This window comes from Streptomyces sp. NPDC001204, from assembly GCF_053598035.1.
Map to the genome: position 1 here is coordinate 204,696 of NZ_JBSFJL010000001.1, position 24,968 is coordinate 229,663.

General features: G+C 70.9%; 20 protein-coding genes and 1 riboswitch. Of the genes, 8 read left to right on the forward strand and 12 right to left on the reverse strand.

All coding sequences use genetic code 11. The features are described from left to right. Positions 1 to 140: 140 nt before the first annotated feature. Positions 141 to 1,607, reverse strand: a complete 1,467-nt coding sequence (locus tag ACWC91_RS00955; RefSeq protein WP_141366262.1) for a sensor histidine kinase — start codon at positions 1,605 to 1,607, stop codon at positions 141 to 143. Between the two features lie 699 nt (positions 1,608 to 2,306). On the opposite strand from ACWC91_RS00955, the gene nagB reads away from it, so the two are divergent. Further along, positions 2,307 to 3,092, forward strand: coding sequence for a glucosamine-6-phosphate deaminase (nagB, locus tag ACWC91_RS00960; protein ID WP_281156620.1), 786 nt, complete (start codon positions 2,307 to 2,309; stop codon positions 3,090 to 3,092). 859 nt (positions 3,093 to 3,951) lie between these two features. Here nagB and ACWC91_RS00965 read toward each other — a convergent pair. The 4 genes from ACWC91_RS00965 to ACWC91_RS00980 form a co-directional block, all read right to left on the reverse strand. After that, a complete protein-coding gene (locus ACWC91_RS00965; protein WP_281156621.1) occupies positions 3,952 to 5,442 on the reverse strand; it encodes a glycoside hydrolase family 3 protein in 1,491 nt (496 codons plus the stop codon). Positions 5,443 to 5,451: 9 nt separating this feature from the next. Continuing rightward, positions 5,452 to 6,303 (reverse strand): carbohydrate ABC transporter permease, encoded by an 852-nt coding sequence (locus tag ACWC91_RS00970; protein WP_450640518.1) that lies wholly within the window; start codon positions 6,301 to 6,303, stop codon positions 5,452 to 5,454. Next, the gene (locus ACWC91_RS00975) at positions 6,300 to 7,286 is read right to left on the reverse strand and encodes a carbohydrate ABC transporter permease (RefSeq protein ID WP_225075509.1); all 987 of its coding nucleotides are present in this window, start codon (positions 7,284 to 7,286) and stop codon (positions 6,300 to 6,302) included. Before ACWC91_RS00975 ends, ACWC91_RS00970 begins: the two co-directional genes overlap by 4 nt. Positions 7,287 to 7,407: 121 nt before the next feature. Further along, positions 7,408 to 8,694 carry an extracellular solute-binding protein gene (locus tag ACWC91_RS00980; protein ID WP_450640517.1) on the reverse strand — a complete coding sequence of 429 codons (1,287 nt, stop codon included), beginning with the start codon at positions 8,692 to 8,694 and terminating at the stop codon, positions 7,408 to 7,410. Between the two features lie 461 nt (positions 8,695 to 9,155). Between ACWC91_RS00980 and ACWC91_RS00985 the strand changes: the two genes are divergently transcribed. The 6 genes from ACWC91_RS00985 to ACWC91_RS01010 all read left to right on the forward strand — a co-directional run bounded on the left by ACWC91_RS00985 (position 9,156) and on the right by ACWC91_RS01010 (position 16,255). Next, the gene (locus ACWC91_RS00985; protein WP_225075507.1) at positions 9,156 to 9,920 is read left to right on the forward strand and encodes a GntR family transcriptional regulator; all 765 of its coding nucleotides are present in this window, start codon (positions 9,156 to 9,158) and stop codon (positions 9,918 to 9,920) included. 143 nt (positions 9,921 to 10,063) lie between these two features. Then, complete coding sequence (locus ACWC91_RS00990) at positions 10,064 to 10,354, forward strand: DUF3311 domain-containing protein (protein ID WP_450640515.1); 291 nt, start codon at positions 10,064 to 10,066, stop codon at positions 10,352 to 10,354. Continuing rightward, the gene (gene mctP, locus ACWC91_RS00995) at positions 10,351 to 11,961 is read left to right on the forward strand and encodes a monocarboxylate uptake permease MctP (RefSeq protein ID WP_450640513.1); all 1,611 of its coding nucleotides are present in this window, start codon (positions 10,351 to 10,353) and stop codon (positions 11,959 to 11,961) included. Before ACWC91_RS00990 ends, mctP begins: the two co-directional genes overlap by 4 nt. A 78-nt stretch (positions 11,962 to 12,039) precedes the next feature. Further along, entirely contained in the window at positions 12,040 to 12,546 is a 507-nt protein-coding gene (locus ACWC91_RS01000) for a GNAT family N-acetyltransferase (protein WP_225075504.1), read from the forward strand. A gap of 62 nt (positions 12,547 to 12,608) precedes the next feature. Next, positions 12,609 to 12,745: riboswitch (cobalamin riboswitch) on the forward strand. A 124-nt stretch (positions 12,746 to 12,869) separates the two neighbouring features. Beyond that, on the forward strand, positions 12,870 to 15,236 hold the full coding sequence (locus ACWC91_RS01005) for a ribonucleoside-diphosphate reductase subunit alpha (RefSeq protein ID WP_450640511.1): 2,367 nt from the start codon (positions 12,870 to 12,872) through the stop codon (positions 15,234 to 15,236). Continuing rightward, positions 15,236 to 16,255: a ribonucleotide-diphosphate reductase subunit beta gene (locus tag ACWC91_RS01010; protein ID WP_225075502.1), complete on the forward strand. Its 1,020-nt coding sequence runs from the start codon at positions 15,236 to 15,238 to the stop codon at positions 16,253 to 16,255. Before ACWC91_RS01005 ends, ACWC91_RS01010 begins: the two co-directional genes overlap by 1 nt. Here the strand turns inward: ACWC91_RS01010 and ACWC91_RS01015 are convergent. After that, on the reverse strand, positions 16,168 to 16,422 hold the full coding sequence (locus ACWC91_RS01015; protein ID WP_225075501.1) for a hypothetical protein: 255 nt from the start codon (positions 16,420 to 16,422) through the stop codon (positions 16,168 to 16,170). The genes ACWC91_RS01010 and ACWC91_RS01015 overlap by 88 nt on opposite strands. Positions 16,423 to 16,515: 93 nt before the next feature. Between ACWC91_RS01015 and ACWC91_RS01020 the strand changes: the two genes are divergently transcribed. Further along, positions 16,516 to 17,481, forward strand: a complete 966-nt coding sequence (locus tag ACWC91_RS01020; RefSeq protein WP_225075500.1) for a helix-turn-helix domain-containing protein — start codon at positions 16,516 to 16,518, stop codon at positions 17,479 to 17,481. A 21-nt stretch (positions 17,482 to 17,502) separates the two neighbouring features. Here the strand turns inward: ACWC91_RS01020 and ACWC91_RS01025 are convergent, their stop codons facing one another. From ACWC91_RS01025 to ACWC91_RS01050, 6 genes are all read right to left on the reverse strand, one after another. Further along, positions 17,503 to 18,876, reverse strand: coding sequence for a bifunctional albaflavenone monooxygenase/terpene synthase (locus tag ACWC91_RS01025; RefSeq protein ID WP_225075499.1), 1,374 nt, complete (start codon positions 18,874 to 18,876; stop codon positions 17,503 to 17,505). Then, on the reverse strand, positions 18,873 to 19,958 hold the full coding sequence (cyc1, locus tag ACWC91_RS01030) for an epi-isozizaene synthase (RefSeq protein ID WP_225075498.1): 1,086 nt from the start codon (positions 19,956 to 19,958) through the stop codon (positions 18,873 to 18,875). Before cyc1 ends, ACWC91_RS01025 begins: the two co-directional genes overlap by 4 nt. Before the next feature lie 290 nt (positions 19,959 to 20,248). Continuing rightward, positions 20,249 to 20,899, reverse strand: coding sequence for a peptide deformylase (gene def, locus ACWC91_RS01035; protein ID WP_450640509.1), 651 nt, complete (start codon positions 20,897 to 20,899; stop codon positions 20,249 to 20,251). A gap of 163 nt (positions 20,900 to 21,062) precedes the next feature. Further along, the gene (locus ACWC91_RS01040) at positions 21,063 to 22,043 is read right to left on the reverse strand and encodes a tetratricopeptide repeat protein (protein WP_225075496.1); all 981 of its coding nucleotides are present in this window, start codon (positions 22,041 to 22,043) and stop codon (positions 21,063 to 21,065) included. A 105-nt stretch (positions 22,044 to 22,148) separates the two neighbouring features. After that, entirely contained in the window at positions 22,149 to 23,387 is a 1,239-nt protein-coding gene (locus ACWC91_RS01045; protein WP_225075495.1) for an HD-GYP domain-containing protein, read from the reverse strand. Then, on the reverse strand, positions 23,384 to 24,850 hold the full coding sequence (locus tag ACWC91_RS01050) for an HD-GYP domain-containing protein (protein ID WP_225075494.1): 1,467 nt from the start codon (positions 24,848 to 24,850) through the stop codon (positions 23,384 to 23,386). Before ACWC91_RS01050 ends, ACWC91_RS01045 begins: the two co-directional genes overlap by 4 nt. Between the last annotated feature and the right edge of the window lie 118 nt (positions 24,851 to 24,968).

The window sequence follows — 24,968 nt, forward strand, 5'->3', positions numbered from 1 at the left end:
CCTGAGCTTGGCGGCGCGTACAGCGAGTACGCATCTCCCGCCCCCGAGCCGCAGCGCGCAGTACCCCCGATGCGCACACAAGCCGCAACGAGCGACTGGCCTCGGACCGATTTTCGGTCCGAGGCTCTTTGCTGTGCGGGCTACTTGTGCGCTTGCACGGGAATGTCGAGGATCACCCGGGTGCCGCGCTCCGGGGCCGGCACCATGTCGAAGGTTCCGCCCAACTCCCCCTCGACCAGGGTCCGTACGATCTGGAGGCCGAGGTTGCCGGAGCTGTGCGGGTCGAAGCCGTCGGGCAGACCCACGCCGTCGTCCTGCACGGTGACGAGCAGTCGGGCCTCGCGCGAGGTGCCGCCGCGGACCGCGGAGACCTCCACCGTCCCCGTCTCGCCCTCGCCGAAGCCGTGTTCCAGGGCGTTCTGCAGAACCTCGGTCAGCACCATCGACAGCGGGGTGGCCACCTCGGCGTCCAGGATCCCGAAGCGGCCGCTGCGCCGCCCGGTCACCTTGCCCGGGGAGATCTCGGCGACCATCGCCAGCACCCGGTCGGCGATCTCGTCGAACTCCACGCGTTCGTCCAGGTTCTGGGACAGCGTCTCGTGCACGATGGCGATCGAGCCGACCCGGCGGACCGCCTCCTCCAGGGCCTCCCGGCCGCGCTCCGACTCGATGCGCCGGGCCTGAAGCCTGAGCAGGGCCGCCACCGTCTGGAGGTTGTTCTTGACCCGGTGGTGGATCTCCCGGATCGTCGCGTCCTTGGTGATCAACTCCCGTTCGCGTCGGCGCAGTTCGGTCACGTCCCGGAGCAGTACCAGCGAACCTATGCGCGTGCCCTTGGGCTTGAGCGGGATCGCCCGGAACTGGATCACGCCGTCGTGGGCCTCGATCTCGAACTCCCGGGGCGCCCAGCCGCTCGCCAGCTTCACCAGCGCCTCGTCCACCGGGGCCCGGGAGGGCGCGAGTTCGGCGGTGGTTTCACCCAGGTGATGGCCGACGAGGTCGGCGGCGAGGCCGAGGCGGTGGTAGGCGGAGAGCGCGTTGGGCGAGGCGTACTGGACGATGCCGTCCGCGTCCAGCCGGATCAGGCCGTCGCCGACGCGCGGCGAGGCGTCCATGTCGACCTGCTGGTCCGGGAACGGGAACGAACCGGCCGCGATCATCTGCGCCAGGTCCGAGGCGCTCTGCAGATACGTCAGCTCCAGCCGGCTCGGGGTGCGCACGGTCAGCAGGTTGGTGTTGCGCGCGATGACGCCGAGGACGCGCCCCTCCCGCCGCACCGGGATGGACTCGACGCGGACCGGGACCTCCTCGCGCCACTCGGGGTCGCCCTCCCGCACGATCCGGCCCTCGTCGAGGGCGGCGTCCAGCATCGGGCGGCGGCCGCGCGGGACGAGGTGGCCGACCATGTCGTTCTGGTAGGAGGTGGGTCCGGTGTTGGGCCGCATCTGGGCGACCGAGACGTACCGGGTGCCGTCCAGGGTGGGGACCCACAGGACGAGGTCGGCGAAGGAGAGGTCGGAGAGCAGCTGCCACTCCGAGACCAGCATGTGCAGCCACTCGAGATCGGAGTCGTCGAGCGCGGTGTGCTGGCGTACGAGTTCGTTCATGGAGGGCACGTCTGCGAGCGTACCCGGGCGTTTGTACGGTCCTGAAATATGCGGAGGCGCGGGGCCCCGGAGACACCCGCGGGCCGCGGCGCCTGAGAGGGACCCTCAACCCTCCCGGCACCGCAGCCCGGAGCAATATCGGCCGTGGGCGTGCGGTCCCGGTCGGCCGAAGGATGAGGACCGGGGCAGTCAGGGCAGAGAGCTCCGGGTCCTCGGTCCGCCTTCCTGTGCGGGGAAGACGGAGGCTCGTGCGTTCACCTGTCGTGCGCGGACGGTGCCGCGCGCGTGCGCTCTTCTAGACGTCTCACAGCATTCTGGACTAGACCACTTGCCCTGTCCATGTGCGGGACGGCGGTTGTTGTGTTTTCTTCACCGAACGACCGGTCGGAACGGAGCCGGGCCGGCCTGCGGACCGGATCTCCCGGCGCGCTCCCCGCAGCCTAGCCCGCCCGGCTCGGCGGCGGGGCCGGATGGCGAGGTGGATCTCCGTGACAGCCTCGGCTTCGCCCGGCTCACGCCGTCGCACGCCGGTCGCGATCCGCCCCGGGCGACCGCCCCCACCGCTTCGGGCACGCGGGTGGAGGAGCCCGGCACGGACGGGCTCGACTCTGTTAGATTGGGCTTGGATTGGTCTAAACCACACGACCCCCGTTACCGGGTCCGTCCCCTTCAGATCCTCCTCAGATCGGCAGGCCCAGCGTGGAAGTTGTCATCGTTCCGGATGCCAGAGCGGGCGGCGAACTCATCGCCGAGGCGATGGAGCGGCTGCTCCGGAGCAAGCCCGACGCCCTGCTCGGCGTGGCCACGGGCTCCACTCCCCTGCCCGTGTACGAGGCGCTGGCGGCCAAGGTGCGCTCCGGTGCCGCGGACATCTCGCGGGTGCGGATCGCCCAGCTCGACGAGTACGTGGGGCTGCCCGCCGACCACCCCGAGTCCTACCGCTCGGTGCTGCGCCGGGAGGTGCTGGAGCCCCTCGGTATCGGCATGGACGCCTTCCTCGGCCCCGACGGCACCGCCGAGGACGTCCGGTCGGCCTGCGCGGCCTACGACCGGGCCCTGGCCGAGGCCGGCGGTGTCGACCTGCAACTGCTCGGGATCGGGACCGACGGGCACATCGGGTTCAACGAGCCGTGTTCGTCGCTCGCCTCGCGCACCCGGATCAAGACCCTGACCGAGCAGACCCGCGCCGACAACGCGCGCTTCTTCGACGGCGACGTCGACCAGGTGCCGCACCACGTCATCACGCAGGGCATCGGGACGATCCTGGAGGCGCGGCACCTGGTGCTGCTGGCGACGGGCGAGGGCAAGGCGGACGCGGTCGCGGCGACCGTCGAGGGCCCGCTGGCCGCCGTCTGCCCCGCCTCGGCACTCCAGCTCCACCCGCACGCGACGGTCGTCGTCGACGAGGCCGCCGCGTCCAAGCTGAAGCTCGCCGACTACTTCCGCCACGCCTACAACAACAAGCCGGACTGGCAGGGCATTTAGCCACTCGCACGGCACCGATGCACGGCGACGCCGGCCAACCCGCGGGGGGTGGCCGGCGTCGCCGCGTCGACCGCCGTAAGGCGTGGCGGGGGCAACCTCACATGCATGGTGCCGCCACGGCGGCGGGCGCTGCCTGGGCCCGGCCCGGGAGGCGTTACGCGGAGTGGGAGGGGGCGAGGTGGTGCCGGTCCCGGGGAGCCCGGGTGGGTGCCGCCTGGTGCCCCCCGGACCCGGGGCGGGGCATTCGCCCCGGGCTCGGGCGGCTACTGCCTGGGACCGGGCCCGCGAGGCCTTTCGCAGGGCCCGGAGCGGGGAGGTGTTTCTCCCTGGCGGCGCGGACGGTCGCGGTCCGGGACCGGGCCGGTGAGGTGGCCCGCAGGGCCGGGAGCGGGGGAGGTGTTCCCTTCCGGCTGACCTGGGAAGTGGCCGACTGGGACCCGGTCCGCGAGGCCTCCCGCAGGGCCGGGAGCCGGGCGTGGCGGCCGACCCGCCCCGGGATTCCTCCCTGGCGGACCCGGGCGTGCCGGCTCGGGCTTTCGTGGCGAGATGAGGGCGGGGAGGCGCCGGCCCCGCTCGGCGCCCGCCGGCGGGACGGTCGCCCGGCGCAGCCGTGTCTCGGGGACTGCCCGCCGCGGTGGTCGCGACCCCGCCACGACCGCTCAGGTCCGCCCGGAGGAACACATCCCGGCTCCCGGGCCTACGGAAGGCCTCGCGGACCGGTTCCGCAGTGACCAGTACCGCCCCGCTCCTGGCCCACGAGGGCGCCGCTGTCTGCTGTGTGTCACCGGTGGCGCGCCGGGGGGCACGGACCCGGGCGGTCGAGTGGCCGACAGCGGCGGTGTGGGCGCCGGCAGGTGGTTCACTCGCCCGTGATGATCTCCGCCGCCGCTCGGCCGCAGACGCGGGCCGCGCCGTGGGTGGCGATGTGGAGGGCGCCGCGTGGGGGCGCCTGGGGGACGCCCATCTCGACGATCACCGTGTCCGGGCGGGCCGCGAGCAGGGTGTCCAGGGCGGCCGCCATCCAGGGGTGGCGGTGCTCGTCGCGGACGACGGCCACCACACGCCGGGTGCCGGCCTCCTGAAGGGCCGCGCGGCCCGCGTCCTCGCCGGCGAAACTGCCCGTCCGGGTGCCCGGCAGGAGGCGGCAGAGCTCGGCGGCCACGCCCCACGGGGTCTCGTCGCCGACGGCGATGTTGGCGACGGGGGTGAGGGCGGCGACGTAGGGCGGATCCGTGAGCGGGGTGAAGCCCTCCGCGGCGGTGACGCGCAGCGCGCGCCGGGCCGCTCGCAGCCCGACCACCGGATCGGCGTCGCCGTGCGTTCCGGCCGGGCCCGCGGCCGCGGCGGTCCAGCGGGCGAGGGCGCGGACCCGGTCGGCCGCGTCCGCCAGCCGTTCCTCGGGCAGTTCGCCGGAGTGGACCGCGGCGACCAGGGCGTCGCGCAGACCGGTCACGGTCTCGTCGTCGGCCAGTCCGCCGCCCACGCAGATCGCGTCGGCTCCGGCGGCGATGGCCAGGACGCTGCCACGCCGGATGCCGTAGTTGTCCGCGATGGCCCGCATCTCCATGCCGTCGGTGACGATCAGGCCCTCGTAGCCCAGTTCGCCGCGCAGCAGGTCGGTCAGCACCCGGCGGGACAACGTTGCCGGAAGCTCCGGGTCCAGGGCCGGCACCAGGATGTGGGCGCTCATCACGGCCTTGCTGCCGGCGGCGATCGCCGCGCGGAACGGGGTCAGTTCGCGCTCCTGGAGCACCTCGGCGCCCACGTCGATGCGGGGCATCGCGTGGTGGGAGTCCACGGCGGTGTCGCCGTGCCCGGGGAAGTGCTTGGTGCAGGCGGCGACCCCCGCGGACTGGAGGCCGGTGACGTAGGCGGCGGTGTGCCGGGCGACCAGGTCGGTGGAGGCCCCGAAGGACCGTACGCCGATGACCGGGTTGCCGGGGTTGGAGTTGACGTCCGCGGAGGGCGCCCAGTTGAAGTTCACTCCGCACTCGGCGAGCCGCCTGCCGAGTTCGCGGGCGACGGCCTGGGTCAGTTCCACGTCGTCCACCGCGCCCAGCGCGTGGTTGCCGGGGAAGCTGGAGCCGGTGCGCACCTCCAGACGGGTGACGTCGCCGCCCTCCTCGTCGATGGCGACCAGAACGTCCTCGCGTTCGGCGCGCAACTGGGCGGTGAGGGCGGCCAGTTGTTCGGGCGAGGCGATGTTCCGGCCGAACAGTCCGACCGAGGACAGGCCCTCACCCAGGCGCCGGAGCAGCCAGTCGGGGGCCGTGGTCCCGGTGAAGCCGGGCTGGAGGACCGTCAGCGCGTCGCGGGTGAGTGTGTCGGTGCCGCTGGCGATTGTCGTCATCGGGTGGCGTTATCCCTTCACGGCGCCCGCGGTCAGGCCCGCGGCCATCTTGCGCTGGACGAGCAGGAACAGGACGACGATCGGTATGGCCATCATCGTGGCTCCGGCCATCATCGGGGCGTATTCGGTGCCGTGCTTGGTGGTGAAGTTGGCGAGCCAGACCGTCGCGGTCTGGTGCTCCTGGCTGAGCAGCATGAGGGCGTACAGGTACTCGTTCCAGGCCTGGATGAAGCCGTAGACCGAGGTGGCGACCAGGCCGGGGGCGAGCAGCGGGAAGACAACCCGGATGAAGGCGCCGGTGCGGGAGCAGCCGTCGACCATGGCGGCCTCCTCCAGTTCCCGGGGGATGTTGACGATGAAGCCGCGCAGCGTCCACACAGTGAAGGGGAGGATGAAGGTCAGGTAGGTGAGGAGCAGACCGGTGAGCTTGTCGTACTGCCCAAGGTCGTTCAGCAGCAGGAAGATCGGGATTATCATGGCGACCAGCGGCACCATCTGCACCGCCAGGATGCCCACGATCACGACCTTGCGGCCGCGGAAGGCGAAGCGGGAGATGGCGAGCGCGGCCAGCATGCCCACGACCACGCCGATCGCCACCACCGACAACGACACGATCAGGCTGCGGCCGACCGGGCCCCAGAAGTCGGCGATGTCCAGCGCCCGGCGGAAGTTCGCCAGGGAGAGCCCGGTGGGCAGCAGGCTCGGGTCCGGGTCGATGGCGTCCTTGGCCGGCTTGAAGGCGGTGTTGAGCATCCAGTAGAAGGGGAAGCCGACGGTGACGAAGGCGAGCAGGCCGAGCAGGTTCCAGCCGAGCCTCCCCCTCCGGCGGCGGGGAGCTGCGAGGGCACTCGTCCCGCTCATTCGACTTCTCCGATCTTCAGCATCTGGCGCATGTACACGGCGACCACGCCGAGCAGCAGCAACACGGTGATCAGGGCGATCGCCGAGCCCTGCGCGTAGTCGTTGACCACGAACGCGCGGTCGTAGGAATAGGTGTTGAGGACCTGGAACTCCGCCTCGGGATGGCCGCCCCGCATCACGAACACCTGCGGGAAGACCCCCATGTCCCAGATCACCGACAGGGTCGTGAGCATCACGATGACCGGCTTGAGGATCGGCAGGGTGACATGGCGGAAGACGCCCCAGGCGCCCGCACCGTCCAGCCGCGCGGCCTCCTCCAGCTCACTGGGCACCTGGGTCAGGCCCGCGCTGAGCGTGATGGTGACGAAGGGCACGGCGCCCCACACCACCAGGAGCATGATCACGGCCAGTCCCTCGGGGCCGCTCGCGAACCAGTTGTGGCCGACCATGTCGATCCCGGGCAGCCTGCTGAGCAGCGCGTTGAGGACACCGTAGTCGGAGTCGAAGAGCCACTTGAAGACCGTGGTGGCCACGATGACGGGCATGCCCCAGCTGGCCACCAGCACAATGTTGATCAGGACCTTCACCCAGCCGGACACCCGCTGCAGCAGCAGCGCGAGCGCCATGCCGGCGACCATGGTGAGGACCACGCAGCCGGCGGCGAAGACGATCGTGCGCAGGACGACCGCCCAGAACTCGCTGTCGCCCAGCACGCCCGTGAAGTTGGCGAACCCGACCCACTCGGCCGGTTGAAAGCCCCAGAGCTGCGGCTGGCCGAACTTCTGGAAGGACAGGCTGACCAGGCGCGCCAGCGGATACGCCATGACCAGGGCCAGAACCAGCAAGCAGGGCGCGAGCAGCAGCCACGGCGTCGCGGCCCCGCCGGAGGTGCGCGGTCCCCGTGGCCGGTCGGGGACGGCGGGTGGCGGTGCCTGCCGCGGTGGCGGCACCTTGGCAGGGGTGGTCGTGTCTGCGGCACTCATCGCGCGCTCCTCAGCGGTCCCTCAGGTCGTACGAAGGCCAAGCCCCGTACGAATGCACGGGCTGGCGCACGGTCGTACGGGAAGCAGGGCCCCGCTGCGGTCGCAGGACCCCGCGTTCCTGTCACTTGGTGTTGATCACCTTGTCGATCGCGGCGTCCGCCTCCTTGGCGGCCGCCTCGACCGACTTCTTGCCGGTGCCGATGTTCTGCAGCATGGTCTGCAGCACCTGGGCCTTCTCGACCTGACCCCAGCCCGGGGCCATCGGGACGAACCAGTTGGACTCGGCCGCGGTGGCCGGGACCGCCGTCGCGGGGTCGTCCTTCAGCGTCGCGAGGTCGGTCTTGTTGTTGGGCAGGTTGCCCTTGCCCATCAGACCCTTCTGGCCGGACGGGCCGGTGAACGCGTTGATCCACTCAGCGGCGAGCGCCTGTGCCTTGGACTTCACCGGGACGGCCAGGTCGGAGCCGCCGAGGAAGACCGGCATGTTCTTGCCGGACGGGCCGGGCATCACGAAGTTCTCGTTGTTGTCCTTAAGCTTGCCGGTCTTGTCCTGCTCCGGGTCGGACGCGGCCGCGCCTTCCCAGGCGGCGCCGAAGATCATGCCGGACTTGCCCTGGCCGTAGACGATGTAACGGTCGGACTCGTCCTTGGTCTTGTCGCCGTGCATGTACTTGTCGACGACGTTCTTGAACTCGTTCAGGCCCTTGAGGGACTCGGGCGAGGAGAGGTTGGCCTTCCACTGGCCGCCCTCCTCCTTGGCGATGGAGCCGCCGGCGTCGTAGACGAAGGACATGGCCGCGTACCAGTCGCGCGTGGGCTGGTACCAGGCGTTGAACTTGTCACCCTGCTTCTTCTGAACCTTGTCCAGGTCGGCCGTGAGCTCCTGGTAGGTCTTCGGGACGGACTTCACGCCGGCCGCGGCGATGACGTCCTTGCGCCAGTTGGCAACCCGGCCGCCCGCGTAGTAGGGAACGCCGTAGGTCTTGCCGTCGTAGGTCACCGAGGCCTTCAGGCCGTCGAGCCAGGCGTCGGATCCGGTGAAGTCGGCGGGGTCGACGGGGGCGAAGGCACCCTTGACCATGTACCCGAGCATCTCGGTGTTGCCCATCTCGACCACGTCGGGGGCCTTGTCGGTGGCGAGGACCGCATCGAGCTTGGTGTTCTTGTCCGGCCAGCCGTAGTACTCGTGCTTGATCTTCAGACCTGGGTGCTTCTTCGTCACCGCGTCGTCGGCCGCCTTGACCAGCTCGGGCCAGTTGTTCTGCGCGTCCACGGTGAGCCAGACGGTCAGCTCCTTGGCGTCGGCGCCGCCCTTGCCGGAGCTCCCGTCGTCCTTGCCGCCCCCACACGCCGCGATGGAGACCATCATTCCCGCGATACCGATCGCGGCTACCAGCTTGCGCTTCACGCCACCCTCCTCAGGGATGCCACAAACCCCCCTGCCTCCCCGCGGTTGAGCGACATCCGAGCGTCGGCGTAACCGCCCGTGGGGCCGGGACCTGGACCAATGGTGTAGACCAGTACGGGGAGCTTGGCCCAGACCAATAGGGCTGTCAAGAGTGCGCCGACCCGCTCAGGTGGTCCGTTATGGGACCGCGATATGCAGGGACCTTTCATTGTTCGTCCGGCAAAATGGACGCTCGCGTTCCACTGGACCAGTGGCGACCGTACGCCACCCGCCGACCGCGCCGGCCGCGTGGACCACCGATCCTGGCCGGGGTGATGGACTAGACCATCCGGAGTCACGACGGTATACAGAGGAGATCACGGAGCGTACGGGTGACCACCCGGCACGCGAAGCCGTGCCACGATGTGAGCGGGGCCGACGGGACGTCGGCCGCTTCGGCACTGGAGCCGGGAAGGCGGAGCATGAGCACCGACGTCAGCAGTGCGGAGAACGAGGGTGGGGCGACCGTCCGTACCGCGCGCGTGCCCAAGTACTACCGCCTGAAGAAGCACCTGCTCGACATCACCCAGACGCTGCCGCCCGGCACTCCGGTCCCGCCGGAGCGGACCCTGGCGGCCGAGTTCGACACCTCGCGCACCACGGTGCGGCAGGCGCTTCAGGAGCTCGTCGTCGAGGGACGGCTGGAGCGCATCCAGGGCAAGGGCACCTTCGTCGCCAAGCCGAAGGTCTCCCAGGCGCTGCAACTGACGTCCTACACCGAGGACATGCGCGCCCAGGGCCTGGAGCCGACCTCGCAGCTGCTGGACGTCGGCTACGTCACCGCCGACGACCGCCTGGCCGAACTGCTCGACATCACCGCCGGGGGGCGGGTGCTGCGCATCGAGCGGCTGCGCATGGCCAACGGCGAGCCGATGGCCATCGAGACCACCCATTTGTCGGCCAAGCGCTTCCCTGCGCTGCGGCGCAGCCTGGTGAAGTACACCTCCCTCTACACCGCCCTCGCCGAGGTCTACGACGTCCATCTCGCCGAGGCCGAGGAGACCATCGAGACCTCCCTGGCCACTCCGCGCGAGGCGGGCCTGCTCGGCACCGACGTGGGCCTGCCGATGCTGCTGCTGTCCCGGCACTCCCTGGACCGCGAGGGCCGTCCGGTGGAGTGGGTGCGGTCGGTCTACCGCGGGGACCGCTACAAGTTCGTGGCCCGTCTCAAGCGCCCGCAGGAGTAAGGGCCTTGTGACGGCGTAAGAATCTCGTGGCGGTCCGCGGCGTGATGCGCGCGAGGGATTCCGCACGTGTGACACCGTGACCTAGATTGCCTGCGCACCGCACGGACGCTCGCCGGTGATCAGCTAGGGGACGGAGTCGCCACATGTCGAATGCCCCGGAAACCACCAGAGCGGTGGTGACGCCCTTACGGGTCGTCATCGCCCTCTGCCTCGTCGCCCCCTTCGGGGCGCTGTTATGGGTGGGGTCGTACGCGAAGACGGATCCGGCGTTCATCGGGATCCCGTTCTTCTACTGGTACCAGATGCTGTGGGTGGTCCTCTCCGCGGCCCTGACGATGACCGCGTACCGGCTGTGGCTGCGTGACCGGCGCACGGTACGGGCCGCCCGGACGGCCCGTACCGCCACGCCCGAGGACGGGGGTGCGGTGAAGTGAAGGACGGCGTCAACGGCGTCGCGCTCGGCGTCTGTCTCTTCTTCTTCCTGCTCGTCACCGTCATGGGCTTCCTGGCCGCGCGCTGGCGTCGTGCCGAGAACGAGCACAGCCTGGACGAATGGGGCCTGGGCGGCCGGTCGTTCGGCACCTGGGTGACCTGGTTCCTGCTCGGCGGCGATCTGTACACCGCCTACACCTTCGTGGCCGTGCCGGCCGCCGTCTACGCCACGGGCGCGGCCGGCTTCTTCGCGGTGCCGTACACGATCCTGGTCTACCCGCTGATCTTCACGTTCCTGCCGCGGCTGTGGTCGGTGTCCCACCGGCACGGATACGTGACCACCTCGGACTTCGTCCGCGGCCGGTTCGGCTCCAAGAGCCTGTCGCTGGCGGTGGCGCTCACCGGCATCCTCGCGACCATGCCGTACATCGCGCTCCAGCTGGTCGGCATCCAGGCCGTGCTGGACGTGATGGGCGTCGGCGGCGGCGACAGCACCCACTGGTTCGTGAAGGACCTGCCGCTGCTGATCGCCTTCGGTGTGCTGGCGGCCTACACCTACTCCTCGGGACTGCGCGCGCCCGCGCTGATCGCGTTCGTGAAGGACACCCTGATCTACATCGTGATCGCGGTGGCCATCATCTACATCCCGATCAAGCTGGGCGGCTTCGGCGAGGTGTTCGCCAAGGCGGACCAGAAGTTCAGCGAGTCGGGGACGGGCGGTCTGGTGCCGGCGGCGGCCGGCCAGTGGACGTACGCCACGCTGGCCCTGGGTTCCGCGCTCGCGCTGTTCATGTACCCGCACTCGATCACCGCGACGCTGTCCTCGCGCAGCCGCGAGGTGATCCGCCGCAACACCACGATCCTGCCGCTGTACTCGCTGATGCTGGGCCTGCTCGCGCTGCTGGGCTTCATGGCGATCGCGGCGGGCGTGCAGGTGAAGAACGGCCAGCTGGCCATTCCGCAGCTGTTCGAGAACATGTTCCCGGACTGGTTCGCGGGGGTGGCGTTCGCGGCGATCGCCATCGGCGCGCTGGTGCCGGCGGCCATCATGTCGATCGCCGCCGCGAACCTGTTCACCCGCAACATCTACAAGGACTTCCTCCGCCCGCACGCGACGCCGAAGGAGGAGACCCGGGTATCCAAGATCGTGTCGTTGCTGGTCAAGGTGGGCGCACTGGTCTTCGTCCTGACCATGGACAAGACGGTCGCCATCAACTTCCAGTTGCTCGGCGGCATCTGGATCCTGCAGACCTTCCCGGCCCTGGTCGGCGGCCTGTTCACCCGCTGGTTCCACCGCTGGGCGCTGCTGGCGGGCTGGGCGGTCGGCATGGTCTACGGCACGGTCGCCGCCTACGGGGTCGCCTCGCCGACGCAGAAGCACTTCGGCGGCTCGGCGAAGGAGATCCCGGGCATCGGCGAGATCGGCTACATCGGTCTGACGGCGTTCGTGCTCAACGCGGCCGTCGCGGTGGTCCTGACGCTCGTGCTGAGGGCGGTCAAGGCGCCTGAGGGCGTGGACGAGACCCGGCCGGAGGACTACACGGCGGACGCCGGCGACCCGGGCGTCGAGGTGGAACTCCCGCCGGCCACGGCGGCGGCCCCGCACTGACGACCAGGAGGCGCATCCGACGGGCCGCCGGAGAAATCCGGCGGCCCGTCGCCGTGCCCGTGCGGCACACTCGGGCGCATGGACATCGTGATCCGGCCGGTGGAACCCGGCGAGTACGGCACCCTCGGTGAGATCACCGCGCAGGCCTACCTCCGGGACGGGCTCCTCGACTTCGGTGAGAGCGACGAGTATCTCGGCGAGCTGCGGGACGTGGCCAAGCGGGCGGCCGCCGCCGAGGTACTGGTGGCGGTGGCGGACGGGGAGGTGCTCGGCGGCGTGACCTTCGTCCCCGGCACGGGCCCCATGGCCGACCTCGCCGGTCCCGGGGAGACCGAGATACGGATGCTCGCGGTCGGGCACGCGGCGCGCGGCCGAGGCGTCGGCGAGGCCCTCGTACGGGCCTGTCTGGACCGGGCACGGGCCGTGGAGGGCTGTGTCCGCGTGGTGCTGTCCACCCAGAGCTCCATGCACACCGCCCACCGCATCTACGAGCGTCTGGGCTTCGTCCGCACGCCGGGCCGGGACTGGAACCCCCTCCCGCACCTGGACGACATCATGCTGCTGACCTACGAGTTGACATTCTGACACGTACCGGAAGCGACACGGCACAACATATGGGGGTGCCCGACTCACTCAGCACAAGATGTATGCTCGTGCTCGCTGTCGCCGCAGGGGAATCCGGTGCGAATCCGGAACTGTCCCGCAACGGTGTACTCGTGCGCGTATGCCCCCATGGGCCGCCACGAGCGTCAGTCCGAGGACCTGCCGACAGTGCGCCCGGCCGTCCGGTCCGGGTGCCCTGACGTCCGGGCTTCGTGGAATGGGCCGGTGGACGCGGCGCCGCGTGCGCTCGTGTGCTGCCCCCTGCCCTCGGCGAGGCCCCGTGCCGAGCGAGGGAGAGCTCCAACGTGACCATCGCGCCAGCAGACCCGGTTTCAGCCACAGCTCCGGAAACCGACGGTCCAGGTGCCGTACTGCTGCGGACCCTGACCGAGCTGACCGCCGACCTCCCCGACGCCGACCCCGGCCGGGTCGCCGCCGCCGCGCTGCGCGGCCGGTCGGCACGGGCCGACGAGGCCGAGTTGCGCGAGCTGGCCACGGAGGCGGCCGCCGGGCTCATCTCCGAGGACCCCGCCTACTCCCGGCTCGCGGCCAGGCTGCTGACCCTCGCCATCCGCGCCGAGGCCGCCTCCCAGGGCGTCGTGTCCTTCACCGACTCCGTCGCCGTCGGCCACCGCGAGGGCCTTCTCGCCGACCGGACCGCCGAGTTCGCACACCGGTACGCCGACCGCCTCGACGCGCTGATCGACCCGGGCGCCGACGACCGCTTCGGCTACTTCGGCCTGCGCACCCTGCACAGCCGGTACCTGCTGCGGCACCCGATCACCCGCAAGGTGATCGAGACGCCGCAGCACTTCCTGCTGCGGGTCGCGGCGGGTCTCGCGCAGGACGACACCGCACGGTCGGCCGACGAGGTCGAGGCGCTCTACGGGCTGATGAGCCGCCTCGACTACCTGCCCTCCTCCCCCACGCTCTTCAACTCCGGTACGCGTCACCCCCAGATGTCGTCCTGCTACCTGCTCGACTCCCCCAGGGACGAGCTGGACTCGATCTACGAGCGCTACCTCCAGGTCGCGCGGCTGTCCAAGCACGCCGGCGGCATCGGCATCGCCTACTCCCGCATCCGCTCCCGCGGTTCGCTGATCCGCGGCACCAACGGGCACTCCAACGGCATCGTGCCGTTCCTGAAGACCCTGGACGCCTCGGTGGCCGCCGTGAACCAGGGCGGCCGGCGCAAGGGTGCCGCCGCGGTCTACCTGGAGACCTGGCACTCGGACATCGAGGAGTTCCTGGAGCTGCGCGACAACACCGGTGAGGACGCCCGCCGTACGCACAACCTCAACCTCGCGCACTGGGTCCCGGACGAGTTCATGCGCCGGGTGAACGCCGACGGGCAGTGGTCGCTGTTCTCCCCCTCGGACGTGCCGGAGCTGACCGACCTGTGGGGCGAGGAGTTCGACGCCGCGTACCGCGCCGCGGAGGCGCGGGGCCTGGCCAGGAAGACCATGCCGGCCCGCGACCTGTACGGCCGTATGATGCGCACCCTCGCGCAGACCGGCAACGGCTGGATGACCTTCAAGGACGCCGCCAACCGCACCGCCAACCAGACGGCGCAGCCGGGCCACGTCGTCCACTCCTCCAACCTCTGCACGGAGATCCTGGAGGTCACCGACGACGGCGAGACGGCGGTGTGCAACCTGGGTTCGGTCAACCTCGGCGCGTTCGTGGCCGGCGGTGACATCGACTGGGAGCGGCTGGACGAGACCGTCCGCACCGCCGTCACCTTCCTCGACCGCGTGGTGGACATCAACTTCTACCCGACCGAGCAGGCGGGCCGCTCCAACGCCCGCTGGCGGCCGGTGGGCCTGGGCGCCATGGGCCTTCAGGACGTCTTCTTCAAGCTGCGGCTGCCCTTCGACTCCCCGGAGGCGAAGGCCCTGTCCACCCGCATCGCCGAGCGGATCATGCTCGCCGCGTACGAGGCGTCCGCCGACCTCGCCGAGCGCAGCGGCCCACTGCCCGCGTGGGAGAAGACCCGTACCGCCCGGGGCGTGCTGCACTCCGACCACTACGACGTCGAGCTGACCTGGCCGGAGCGCTGGGCGGCGCTGCGCGAGCGGATCGCCGCCGTCGGCATGCGCAACTCGCTGCTGCTCGCCATCGCCCCGACCGCGACCATCGCCTCGATCGCGGGCGTGTACGAGTGCATCGAGCCGCAGGTCTCCAACCTCTTCAAGCGCGAGACGCTCTCCGGGGAGTTCTTGCAGGTCAACTCGTACCTGGTGAACGATCTGAAGGCGCTCGGCGTCTGGGACGCCCGCACCCGCGAGGCGCTGCGCGAGGCGAACGGCTCGGTGCAGGACTTCGCCTGGATCCCCGAGGACGTGCGGACGCTGTACCGCACGGCGTGGGAGATCCCGCAGCGCGGTCTGATCGACATGGCCGCGGCCCGCACCGCGTTCCTGGACCAGTCCCAGTCCCTGAACCTGTTCATGGAGACGCCGACCATCGGCAAGCTCTCCTCGATGTACGCCTACGCCTGGAAGCAGGGCCTGAAGACGACGTACTACCTGCGTTCCCGCCCGGCGACCCGCATCGCCCGCGCCGCCCGGGCGCAGGCTCCCGCCACCGTCCCCGTCCAGCAGGCGGCGCCGGACGCCGACGCGATCGCCTGCTCCCTTGAGAACCCCGAGTCCTGCGAGGCCTGCCAGTGATGACCAGCACCGACCGACGCCAGAACCTGCTCGACCCGGGCTTCGAGCTGACCCTGCGCCCGATGCGCTACCCCGACTTCTACGAGCGCTACCGGGACGCCATCAAGAACACCTGGACCGTGGAGGAGGTCGACCTCCACTCGGACGTCGCCGACCTCGCCAAGCTGACCCCGGGCGAGCAGCACCTCATCGGCCGGCTGGTCGCGTTCTTCGCGACGGGCGACTCGATCGTCGCCAACAACCTGGTGCTCACGCTCTACAAGCACATCAACTCCCCCGAGGCACGCCTGTACTTGAGCAGGCAGCTGTTCGAGGAGGCCGTGCACGTCCAGTTCTATCTGACGCTGCTGGACACCTACCTCCCCGACCCGGACGACCGCGCCGCCGCCTTCGACGCGGTGGAGAACATCCCCTCCATCCGGGAGAAGGCCGAGTTCTGCTTCAAGTGGATGGACTCGGTGGAGAAGCTGGACCGGCTGGAGACGAAGGCGGACCGCCGGCGCTTCCTGCTCAACCTCGTCTGCTTCGCCGCGTGCATCGAGGGCCTGTTCTTCTACGGCGCCTTCGCCTACGTCTACTGGTTCCGCAGCCGCGGCCTGCTGCACGGTCTGGCCACCGGCACCAACTGGGTGTTCCGTGACGAGACGATGCACATGTCCTTCGCCTTCGACGTGGTCGACACCGTGCGCAAGGAGGAGCCGGACCTCTTCGACGACGACCTCCAGCGGCAGGTCACCGACATGCTGCGGGAGGCCGTCGAGGCCGAGCTGCAGTTCGCGCGCGACCTGTGCGGTGACGGCCTCCCGGGGATGAACACCGACTCGATGCGGCAGTACCTGGAGTGCGTCGCCGATCAGCGCCTGACGCGCCTCGGCTTCGCTCCGGTGTACGGCTCCGAGAACCCCTTCTCCTTCATGGAGCTCCAGGGCGTTCAGGAGCTGACCAACTTCTTCGAGCGGCGCCCGTCGGCGTACCAGGTGGCGGTGGAGGGCACCGTCGACCTGGACGAGGACTTCTGAGCCTCGTCGCGGCTCTCGCGGGCCTCCCGGTCCTCGTGGGCCTGGCGGATCCGGCGGTCGGCACGTCGGTCGTGGACGATGCCGATCACCGACGGCAGGACCATGAGGACCAGGAGTCCCAGGACGGCGAGCATCGAGATCAGTCCTTGCAGCTGTGTCGTGGTCATGGACACCACTGTGGCGCCGGATGCTCCTTACCGTGAGTGGCAGGACTGCCGTACACCTTCAAAATCCTGCCACCACGGGGGCACACTGGAGCCATGCTGAAGAACGTGGCCACCGTGCTGCTGGACGGAGTGCACCCCTTCGAGCTCGGCGTGGTCTGCGAGGTGTTCGGACTCGACCGCAGTGACGAGGGACTGCCGGTGTACGACTTCGCGGTCGTCTCCGCGGAGGGCCCGGCGCTGAGCACCCATGTCCCCGGCCTCACGGTCTCGACACCGCACGGCCTGGACCGGCTGGAGGAGGCCGACCTGATCACGGTGCCGGCCGCCGACGCCATCACCTCGCGCGGCTACCCGCCCGAGCTCCTCGACGCGCTGCGCCGGGCGGTGGACCGGGGCGCGCGGGTGCTCAGCGTCTGCTCGGGCGTCTTCGTGCTGGGCGCCGCCGGTCTGCTGGACGGGCGGCGCTGCGCGGCGCACTGGAGGCACGCGGAGGAACTGGCCCGGCGCTTCCCCCGGGCGGTGGTCGAGCCGGACGTGCTGTACGTGGACGCGGACCCGGTGATCACCTCGGCCGGCACCGCCTCCGGCATCGACGCCTGCCTGCACATCGTGCGCAAGGAACAGGGCCCGGAGGTCGCCAACAAGATCGCCCGGCGGATGGTGGTGCCCCCGCACCGCGACGGCGGGCAGGCCCAGTACATCGAGCGGCCGCTGCCGAAGTCCTCCTGCGACACCATCGGCGAGGTGCTGGTCTGGATGGAGGAGCACCTCGACCAGGAGGTCACCGTCGAACAGCTCGCCGCCCGCGCCCATATGTCGCCGCGGACCTTCGCCCGCCGCTTCCAGCAGGAGACGGGTACCACTCCGTACCGCTGGCTGCTGCGCCAACGCGTGCTGCTGGCACAGCGGTTGCTGGAGGCGACGGACGAGACCATGGACACGATCGCGGACCGTACGGGGTTCGGGACCGCGGCGGCGCTGCGGCACCAGTTCGTCCGCGCGCTGGGCACCACCCCGAACTCCTACCGGCGCGCGTTCCGGGGCCCGCAGGCCGCCTGAACGCGCGCCGTGCCGCTCACGTCACCTGAGCACCGGCCGCACCAGCATCCTCTCCGGGCGCAGGGTGATGCCGACCCGGGGCGTGCCGTCCGAACCGGGAGCCTCCTCGAAGCGGAACTTCGTCGCCACCGCGGCGGTGAACAGACTCAAAAGCGCCATCGAGAAGTGATCGCTGGGGCACTTGCGGTTGCCCACGCTGAACGGGCTCATGGCGTATTTCGGTACGTCCTTGGCGCGTTCAGGAAGCCAGCGGTCGGGGTCGAACTCCAGGTTGTCCGGATACGAGCGCCGATCTCGCTGGACGGCGTACGGGCTGTAGATGATGTCGGCCCCGGCCGGAATGCGATAGCCACCGAGTTCGGTCTCGGTCACCGCCCGCCGCGTCAATACCCATACGGCCGGCCGCAAACGCATCGTCTCCACGATGACATTGTTGGTGTGGGTGAGTCTGCGGACGTCGTCGAATCCGACCGGGCGGCCGCCGGTGACGGATTCGACCTCCGCACGGATCCGGTCACCGTGTTCCGGGTGTATCGCGAGCACTCGGAGCAGCCACATGATCGTGGCGCCCACCGTTTCGCTGCCCGGGGTGAGTATCGCGACCACCTGGTCGTGGATCTCCTGTTCCCCGATGGGCTCGCCATTGTCGTCCTCGGCCGTCAGCAATGCCGTCAGCAAATCGTCCGGATTCCGGCCGGACGCCCGGCGCTCGGCGATGATCTCGTCGACGAGGAGATGCAGATCGGCGAGCGCCCGGTTGAATTCGCGGTTGGCCGGCAGCGGCAGCCGGTACAGCGGCCCGAGCGGCACCACCATCCGCTGGTACATCCCGCGGAAGACGGTGGCCAGCGCGTCGCACAACCGGTCGGCGCACTCGTCCATGTACCGGCCGCGCAGCAGGCAGCGGGCCGCGATCCGCACGGCGATCCGGAAGGCCTCCGAGGCGCAGTCGATCGTCTCCCCGGGCCGCCAGCGCTCGGTCAGCGCGTGCGCCTCCTCCTCCATGACCGGCCCGTAGGCGGGGATGGCGTCGAGCCGGAACGCGGGCTGGATGGTGCGGCGCTGGCGCCGGTGCAGCGCGCCGTTGGAGGTGGCCACCCCCTCCTTGCCGACCAGGCCCTCCAAGGACTCCCACAGCGGGCCGGAGATGATGTAGTCGGGGCTGAGGGCCACCGCGCCGGTGAGGGCGGGCGTGGTGACGGCGTAGACCGTCTTCGGGCCGAGCTTGAGCCGGACGACGTCGCCGTGGTCGCGCAGTTGGGACATGAAGGCCAGCGGATCGCGGACCAGTTTCAGACCGTGGCCGAGAAGCGGCACCCCGCCCCCGGCCACCGGTGGTTCCTGTGGTCCCGGGGCGTTGTGCCGGGTTTCCGACTGCACTGATTCGGCGGTCATTTCCCACCCGCCCCTTCGTTGTCGACGTACGGGGGTGTGGCCGGGTCCTCCCAGTTGTCGACCATGTACCGGCCGGACTCGTGGTGGAACCAGTAGACGGAACTGAACCAGTTCCGCATGTTGCCGAGGCACGCCCTTGCGGCGGCGCTCAGTTCCTTTCCCCGTACCGTGCCGTCCGCGAGGCCGTCGGCGAAGATCAATCCCTCCTGCTCCGCGAGCAGGAATTCGGATACACATTCCTCGATGCGCCCGCGCATTTCCGCTGTCGCCTCCTCCAGGCTCAGCCCGTCGTGTTTGACGAGACTGATCCCGAGATTGTGCACTTCGTCGCCCGCCATTTCCTTGGGCAGCGAGCACAGATCGTTGTACCAGGCGGCGAATTCCTGACTGAGCAGCGCCGGACGCCGGTACGCGGGATTCTTCCGGACGGAGTCCGGGAGTTCACAGCCGGCGCTCGACTCCAGCAGGTCGGTCCAGATCCAGTGGGCGAAGGTGAACCGGCGCAGCGCGAGATATTCCTCGACCGTGGGCACAACGTCCCCGATGCGGTTCTGGAATTCCCGGTCGTAGGCGTCGATCACCGCGTGGAAGTGCCGCGCGAAGCGGGCGTTCCACCGCGCCGACAGGAACGAGTAGAAGCGCAGCACACTGTCCGCGAACCCCGCGACCAGGGCGTCCTGGTGGTGCAGGTGGTCCTGGGGGGAGTCCAGGGCCGTGTGCAGCGCGTGGCACAGCCGCTCCCAGGCCGCCGGCCGCCCGTGGACGACGTCGCGGTCCTGACGGTCGTCCCAGAGGAAGAACCACGCGCTGAAGTCCGCTATCGCCTGGACCACCTCGTCGGGGGCGCCGATGTAGTACCCCGCCATGAGGTCCGTGTAGCAGAGGCTGTCGACGTGTTCCTCCACCTTGTCCGCGGACATGAGCCGCTTTTCCAGCAGCCAGCCGCGTGTCTTCTCCTGGAGTTGGGGCCAATACCCGTGCAACTGCCTGGGAAACTCGGCCTCGATCACCGGAAGCGCGAGCGTTGGTGGGACTACGACCGCTGTCGTTGTCGGTGTGGTGCTGTATGGGAAAGCTGGCACGAACAAACCCCTCTCAGCCGCCGGTGGCGCACACCCTTCCGCCGTGCCGGGCGCACGCCGTCGCGTATCCCCGCACCCCCATTCAGCACCACAACTGACCGTTCTGGGAATGGATTTGCTCCATTCATCACCCCGGGATGCCGAGAATCTCCCCTTGTGTGACTGATTACGAATCACCAGAAGCGCACAAGGGGTCGAATGCGTGGCGGACACAAGTACGGCGCCCGGCCGGACGTTCCGGTCGGGCGCCGTGCGCACGGGCCACTCGCGCCCCAACGGGCGGCAGGGGATCAGTCGTTGGCGACCACGGGGTAGCGCGGCTCGTTCTCGGCCATCTGCCGCAGGGCGTCCTTGCGCTCGCGCTTGGAGAGCCGGTCGATGTAGAGGTAGCCGTAGAGGTGGTCCGTCTCGTGCTGGAGGCACCGCGCGAAGTAGCCGGTGCCCCGCACCTTGATCGGGTTGCCCTGCTCGTCCTGCCCGGTCACCTCGGCGTAGTCGGGGCGGGCGAGCGGAGCGTAGGCGGTGGGCACGGACAGGCAGCCCTCGTTGCTGTCGTCCAGCCGGCGCCGCTCGGCGGGCAGCTCGACCAGCCGGGGGTTGCAGACGACCCCGACGTGCCGGGCGCCCTCGTCGTCCGGGCAGTCGTAGACGAAGACCTTCAGGTCCACGCCGATCTGGTTGGCGGCCAGGCCCACGCCCTCGGCGGTGTGCTGGCTGGCGAACATGTCGGCGACCAGCTGCTGGAGCTCCTCGCCGAAGTCGGTGACGTCCTTGCACTCCTTGTGCAGCACGGGGTTCCCGACGACCGTGATCGGCCGGGAGGTGCCGCGCTCACGCCAGGCCGTCTCGCGCTCCTCGCAGTCCTCCGTGTCGACGACGTACCCCTCGTCGTCGACGGGGAGCACGCCCGGGTGCTGCTGATCGGTGTCCTGCTGCGCCATGACCGACGTACGCCTTCCTGACAAGAACGGGGAGTGAATTCTGATACAGGGTACGGGGCCCGCGCCCCCGCCCCGGCCCAGGACTGTCCGATATGCGACTGTGCCGGCAGGACCCCGCCGGCCAGAACGGGCCCGCACGCGGGCCCGGGGCGGAGCGGCGTCCTCAACAGACCTCTTCCAGATCCCGCCAGTCCCGCGAGTCCGGGCTGTCGGCCACCCACCCGTCCAGCAGCCCGCGGACCAGGGAAGCCGGAGCGGCCACTCCGCACTCCCGCTCCGGCACCCACAGCTGCCCGTCGGTGCGGTGCCCGAGCGGTCCGGGGTGCCCCGGCTCGCTGTGGTCGTGCGGATCGAGGTGCACGCCGTCGCCCTCGTCGGACGGCATCCGCGACTCCGAGCACATCCGGCACAGCAGCCGTACGGACGACGACCAGTCCTCGGCCGCGAAGCCGGCGTCGGCGGCGAGCTGCTCCAGCGCGTCCCGATCGGCCTCGGTGGCGGCCTCCAGCAGGACCACCCAGGTGGGCACCGGCGAGGGCGCCCACAGCTCGATCTCGTCGAACACGGGGTAGGTGTGGCCGGCCGCGGTGGTCCGCTCCCCGTGGGGCACGCCGTCGTGCAGTACGACCTCGCCCCAGCGCCGCCCCGAGGAGGGCAGCGGGATGGACAGCACCTCGATCCGGGCCGGATCCAGGCGCCGGCCCCAGACCACCTCGGCCTCGCCCTCCGGCGACAGCCGCACGGCCGCGCTGCCCAGTTCCATGCCCATCGGCTCCCCGGCGGCGGCCGCGCCCCCGGGCACCTTCAGTCCGTACGCCTGCCAGGCCCGCCGGGCCAGCGGCCAGTCCTGGAGGGCGGTGGCGGCGATGCCGACGTTCCACCAGTCGGGCGCCCCGGTCTCCTTCTCCAGCAGGGCCACGGCCCGCAGGCCGGCCGCCCTCGCCTGCTCCCAGTCGTGCCGGAACTTGTGCAGCAGGGCGAGGTTGAACCAGGACTCGGCCAGCCAGGGCTCCAGGTCGGCGGCGCGTGTCAGCAGCGCGCCCGCGTCCTCGTACCGGCCGTCGCCGATCAGCGTGAACGCCCGGTCGGTGGCCTGCCGCCAGGAGGCGGAGGGCCGGTGCCGTCCCTTGCCGAAGATCCTCACGATTCCCGCCTGCCAGTTCCGTCGAGTGGGTCGGCTTCTGCCCCCGGACACCCTCTCATTCGCATCCAACCACGTACGACTGGAGGGACGCTCATTACCCATGGGTTACCCCTCGGCGGGAAGCGTCAGACCGTCCCGCGACAGCACCCGGCCCAGTGACTCCACCACCTCGGGGGCGTACGCGCCGGCCCCCGCCAGCCGCAGTTCCTCCAGGGCCCTGAGCGGGCCGCCGGGCCCGGCGTCGCGCGCCCTCTCCTCATAGGCGTTGACCGCCCGCACGATCCGCGCGGGCAGCGGCTGCTCCCGGCAGGGGTCGGCCTGCCGCTCCACCACCACCGCGACCCGGGAGCCGACCCCGGTCTGGCGCACCACGGCCCCGCCGAGCAGCGCGATCCGCCGCTGCTCCTCGGCGGGCAGCCCCGCGGTGGCCCCGGCGGGCACCGGGTCGACCAGGCTGAGCTGCCCGATGTCGTGCATCAGGGCCGCGTGCTCCAGCACGGTCAGCTCCGGTTCGGTCAGGCCCAGGTCCCGGCCCACGGCCCGGCTGAGCGCGGCCACCCGCCGGGCGTGCCCGGCCGGGGTGTACCCGGCGACCTCGGTGGCCCGGGCCAGGGAGGCGATGGTCTGCCGGTAGGTCCTCCGCACCGCCGCGTACCGTCTGAGGGACAGCTGGGTGAGCAGCAGCGGCAGCGAGAACACGGGCAGCGCCCACAGTCCGGCCACGGCGACGGCCAGGGCCATGACCGCGCCGGTCGCGCACACCGCCGAGCCGATCCCGAGCAGGCTCCGCAACTCCTCCCGCAGCAGCGGGCCGAACGGCCACCCGGTGCGGCAGTGCGCCTGCCCGGCGGCGAGCACGGTGCCGCACAGTGCGGTGAGCACCAGGAGCGCGAGCAGCAGCAGGGCGTACGCCGGGCCGACCCACCCCCGGAACACCCCTTTGCCGTAGAGGGGTTGGAAGCAGACGGCGGCGAAGGCGACGGTGAGGATCCGCCGCACGAGATGGTCGGGCGTCCGCCCGCACCCGCGCGCGATGTGCGGCACACTGCCCAGGAGGCAGGCGGCGAGCACCACGGCGACGACCTGGAAGGCGCCGTGGTGGCTGGATCGGCCGGCGTCCTCGCCCAGCAGGGCGTACGACAGCGCCCCGGCGGCGCCGAGCGGCGCGGCCTCCCGGGCCTCCGACCCGGTCCACCGGGTGAGTTCGCCGACGAGGACCAGCAGCCCGAAGGCGAGGGCGGCCCCGCGTTCCTCGAGGCCGGTCCACAGGGTGACGGCGAGGGACAGCAGGGCGACCAGGACCGCCGAGCCGCGGATGAGGAGCAGCAGGAGGGACCGGCTCATCGACGGGCTTCCGGCCGGCCGCCCCCGGACCGCTCCGGCGCGCCGCCACGGCCGTCGTCCGCGGACCGCTCCGGCGCGCCGCCGGGATCACCGTCCTCGGCGGCCCCCGCCGCCGGATCGACGGGAGTGTCCTCCGCGCCGCCGGGAGCCGCCGCCGTCGGGCCCGTGGTGCCGGGGACTGCCCGGAACGGTGCCGGCGGGGCGACGGGCGTACCGTCCTGCGCGGTGACCGCCGGGTGCCAGCCGTACCGGTCCAGGGCCCGGACCAGCGCCGTGACCATCCGCGGGTCGAACTGGCTCCCCGCGCAGCGCTCCAGCTCCGCCAGCGCGGCGGGCACCGGCCGGGCCCGCCGGTAGGACCGGGTGGACGTCATCGCGTCGAAGGCGTCCGCGACGGCCACCACGCGTGCGCTCTCCGGGATCTGACCTCCTGTCAGACCGTACGGGTAGCCGCCTCCGTCGAGCCGTTCGTGGTGGTGCAGGATCGCCGAGCGTGCCTCGCCCAGGAAGGAGATCCCGCGCACCATCTCGTGCCCGTACTCGGGGTGCAGCTCGATCACGCGCCGCTCCTCGGGGGTCAGCGGCCCGTCCTTGCGCAGCAGCCGGGTGGGGACGCCCAGCTTGCCCACGTCGTGCAGGATGCCGGCGAACCGCAGCACCTCGACCCGCTCGTCGTCCATGCCGAGCTCGCGCGCGATCATCATGGAGGCCTGGCCCACCCGCTCGCTGTGCCCGCGCGTGTAGCCGTCCTTGATGTCGACGGCCTGCACCAGCGCGCGGATGGTGGCCCGGTGCGCGGACCGCTCCCGGTGGTACTGGGCGTACACCCAGCCGGACACGCACATCGGCAGCAGCACGAGCAGCGCGGCGACCGGTCCGTAGGGGCTGCGCCACAGCACGGCCATCATCAGTCCCGCGAGCCCGTGCACCGCGATGGGCGCCGGCGACCGGGCGAACAGCCCCTGCCAGGCCCGCCGTACCGGCACGTGCTCGGCGAGCGCGAGGACCCCGCCGTCCAGCGCCGTCAGCACCAGGCAGAAGGCGAGCACGGCGGCACCCGCGGGGAGCAGGACGTAGGGGAAGTCGCATCCGCCGACGGCGTCCCGGCCGCCCAGCGCCCCGTGCACCCGGGCGGCCGCCCACACCGCGAGGGCGAGCTGCGCGGCCCGCCAGATCCGGCGCAGCCCCTCGGGCCGCCGTCCGGCGCGGGCGAACAGGACGCCGGGCAGCGGGACGAGCGCGGCGGCGGGCGGCGGCAGCAGGAAGGCCGCCGCGAGCAGTACGGGGTAGAAGGGTCCGGCGAAGCCGAACCGGGCGAACTGCCTGCACCCGGCGTACACCGTGGTGAGCAGGACGACCGCCCACCAGGAGGTGTGCGTCACCGGCAGCGGCAGCAGACAGGCCAGGGCACCGAGGGCGACACAGGCGACGTACGCACGGGCCCGCGGTGGAACCGCCTCCATGCCGCCCCTCCCCCGTCATGCCACTCCCATGGGGAGCGTAGGGCGCACAGCCGGGAGTCCACGGGCCGAAGACCCGGGGATTAGCACGTTCGGGTGAAGAGCGTCCGGGTGGGCGCCC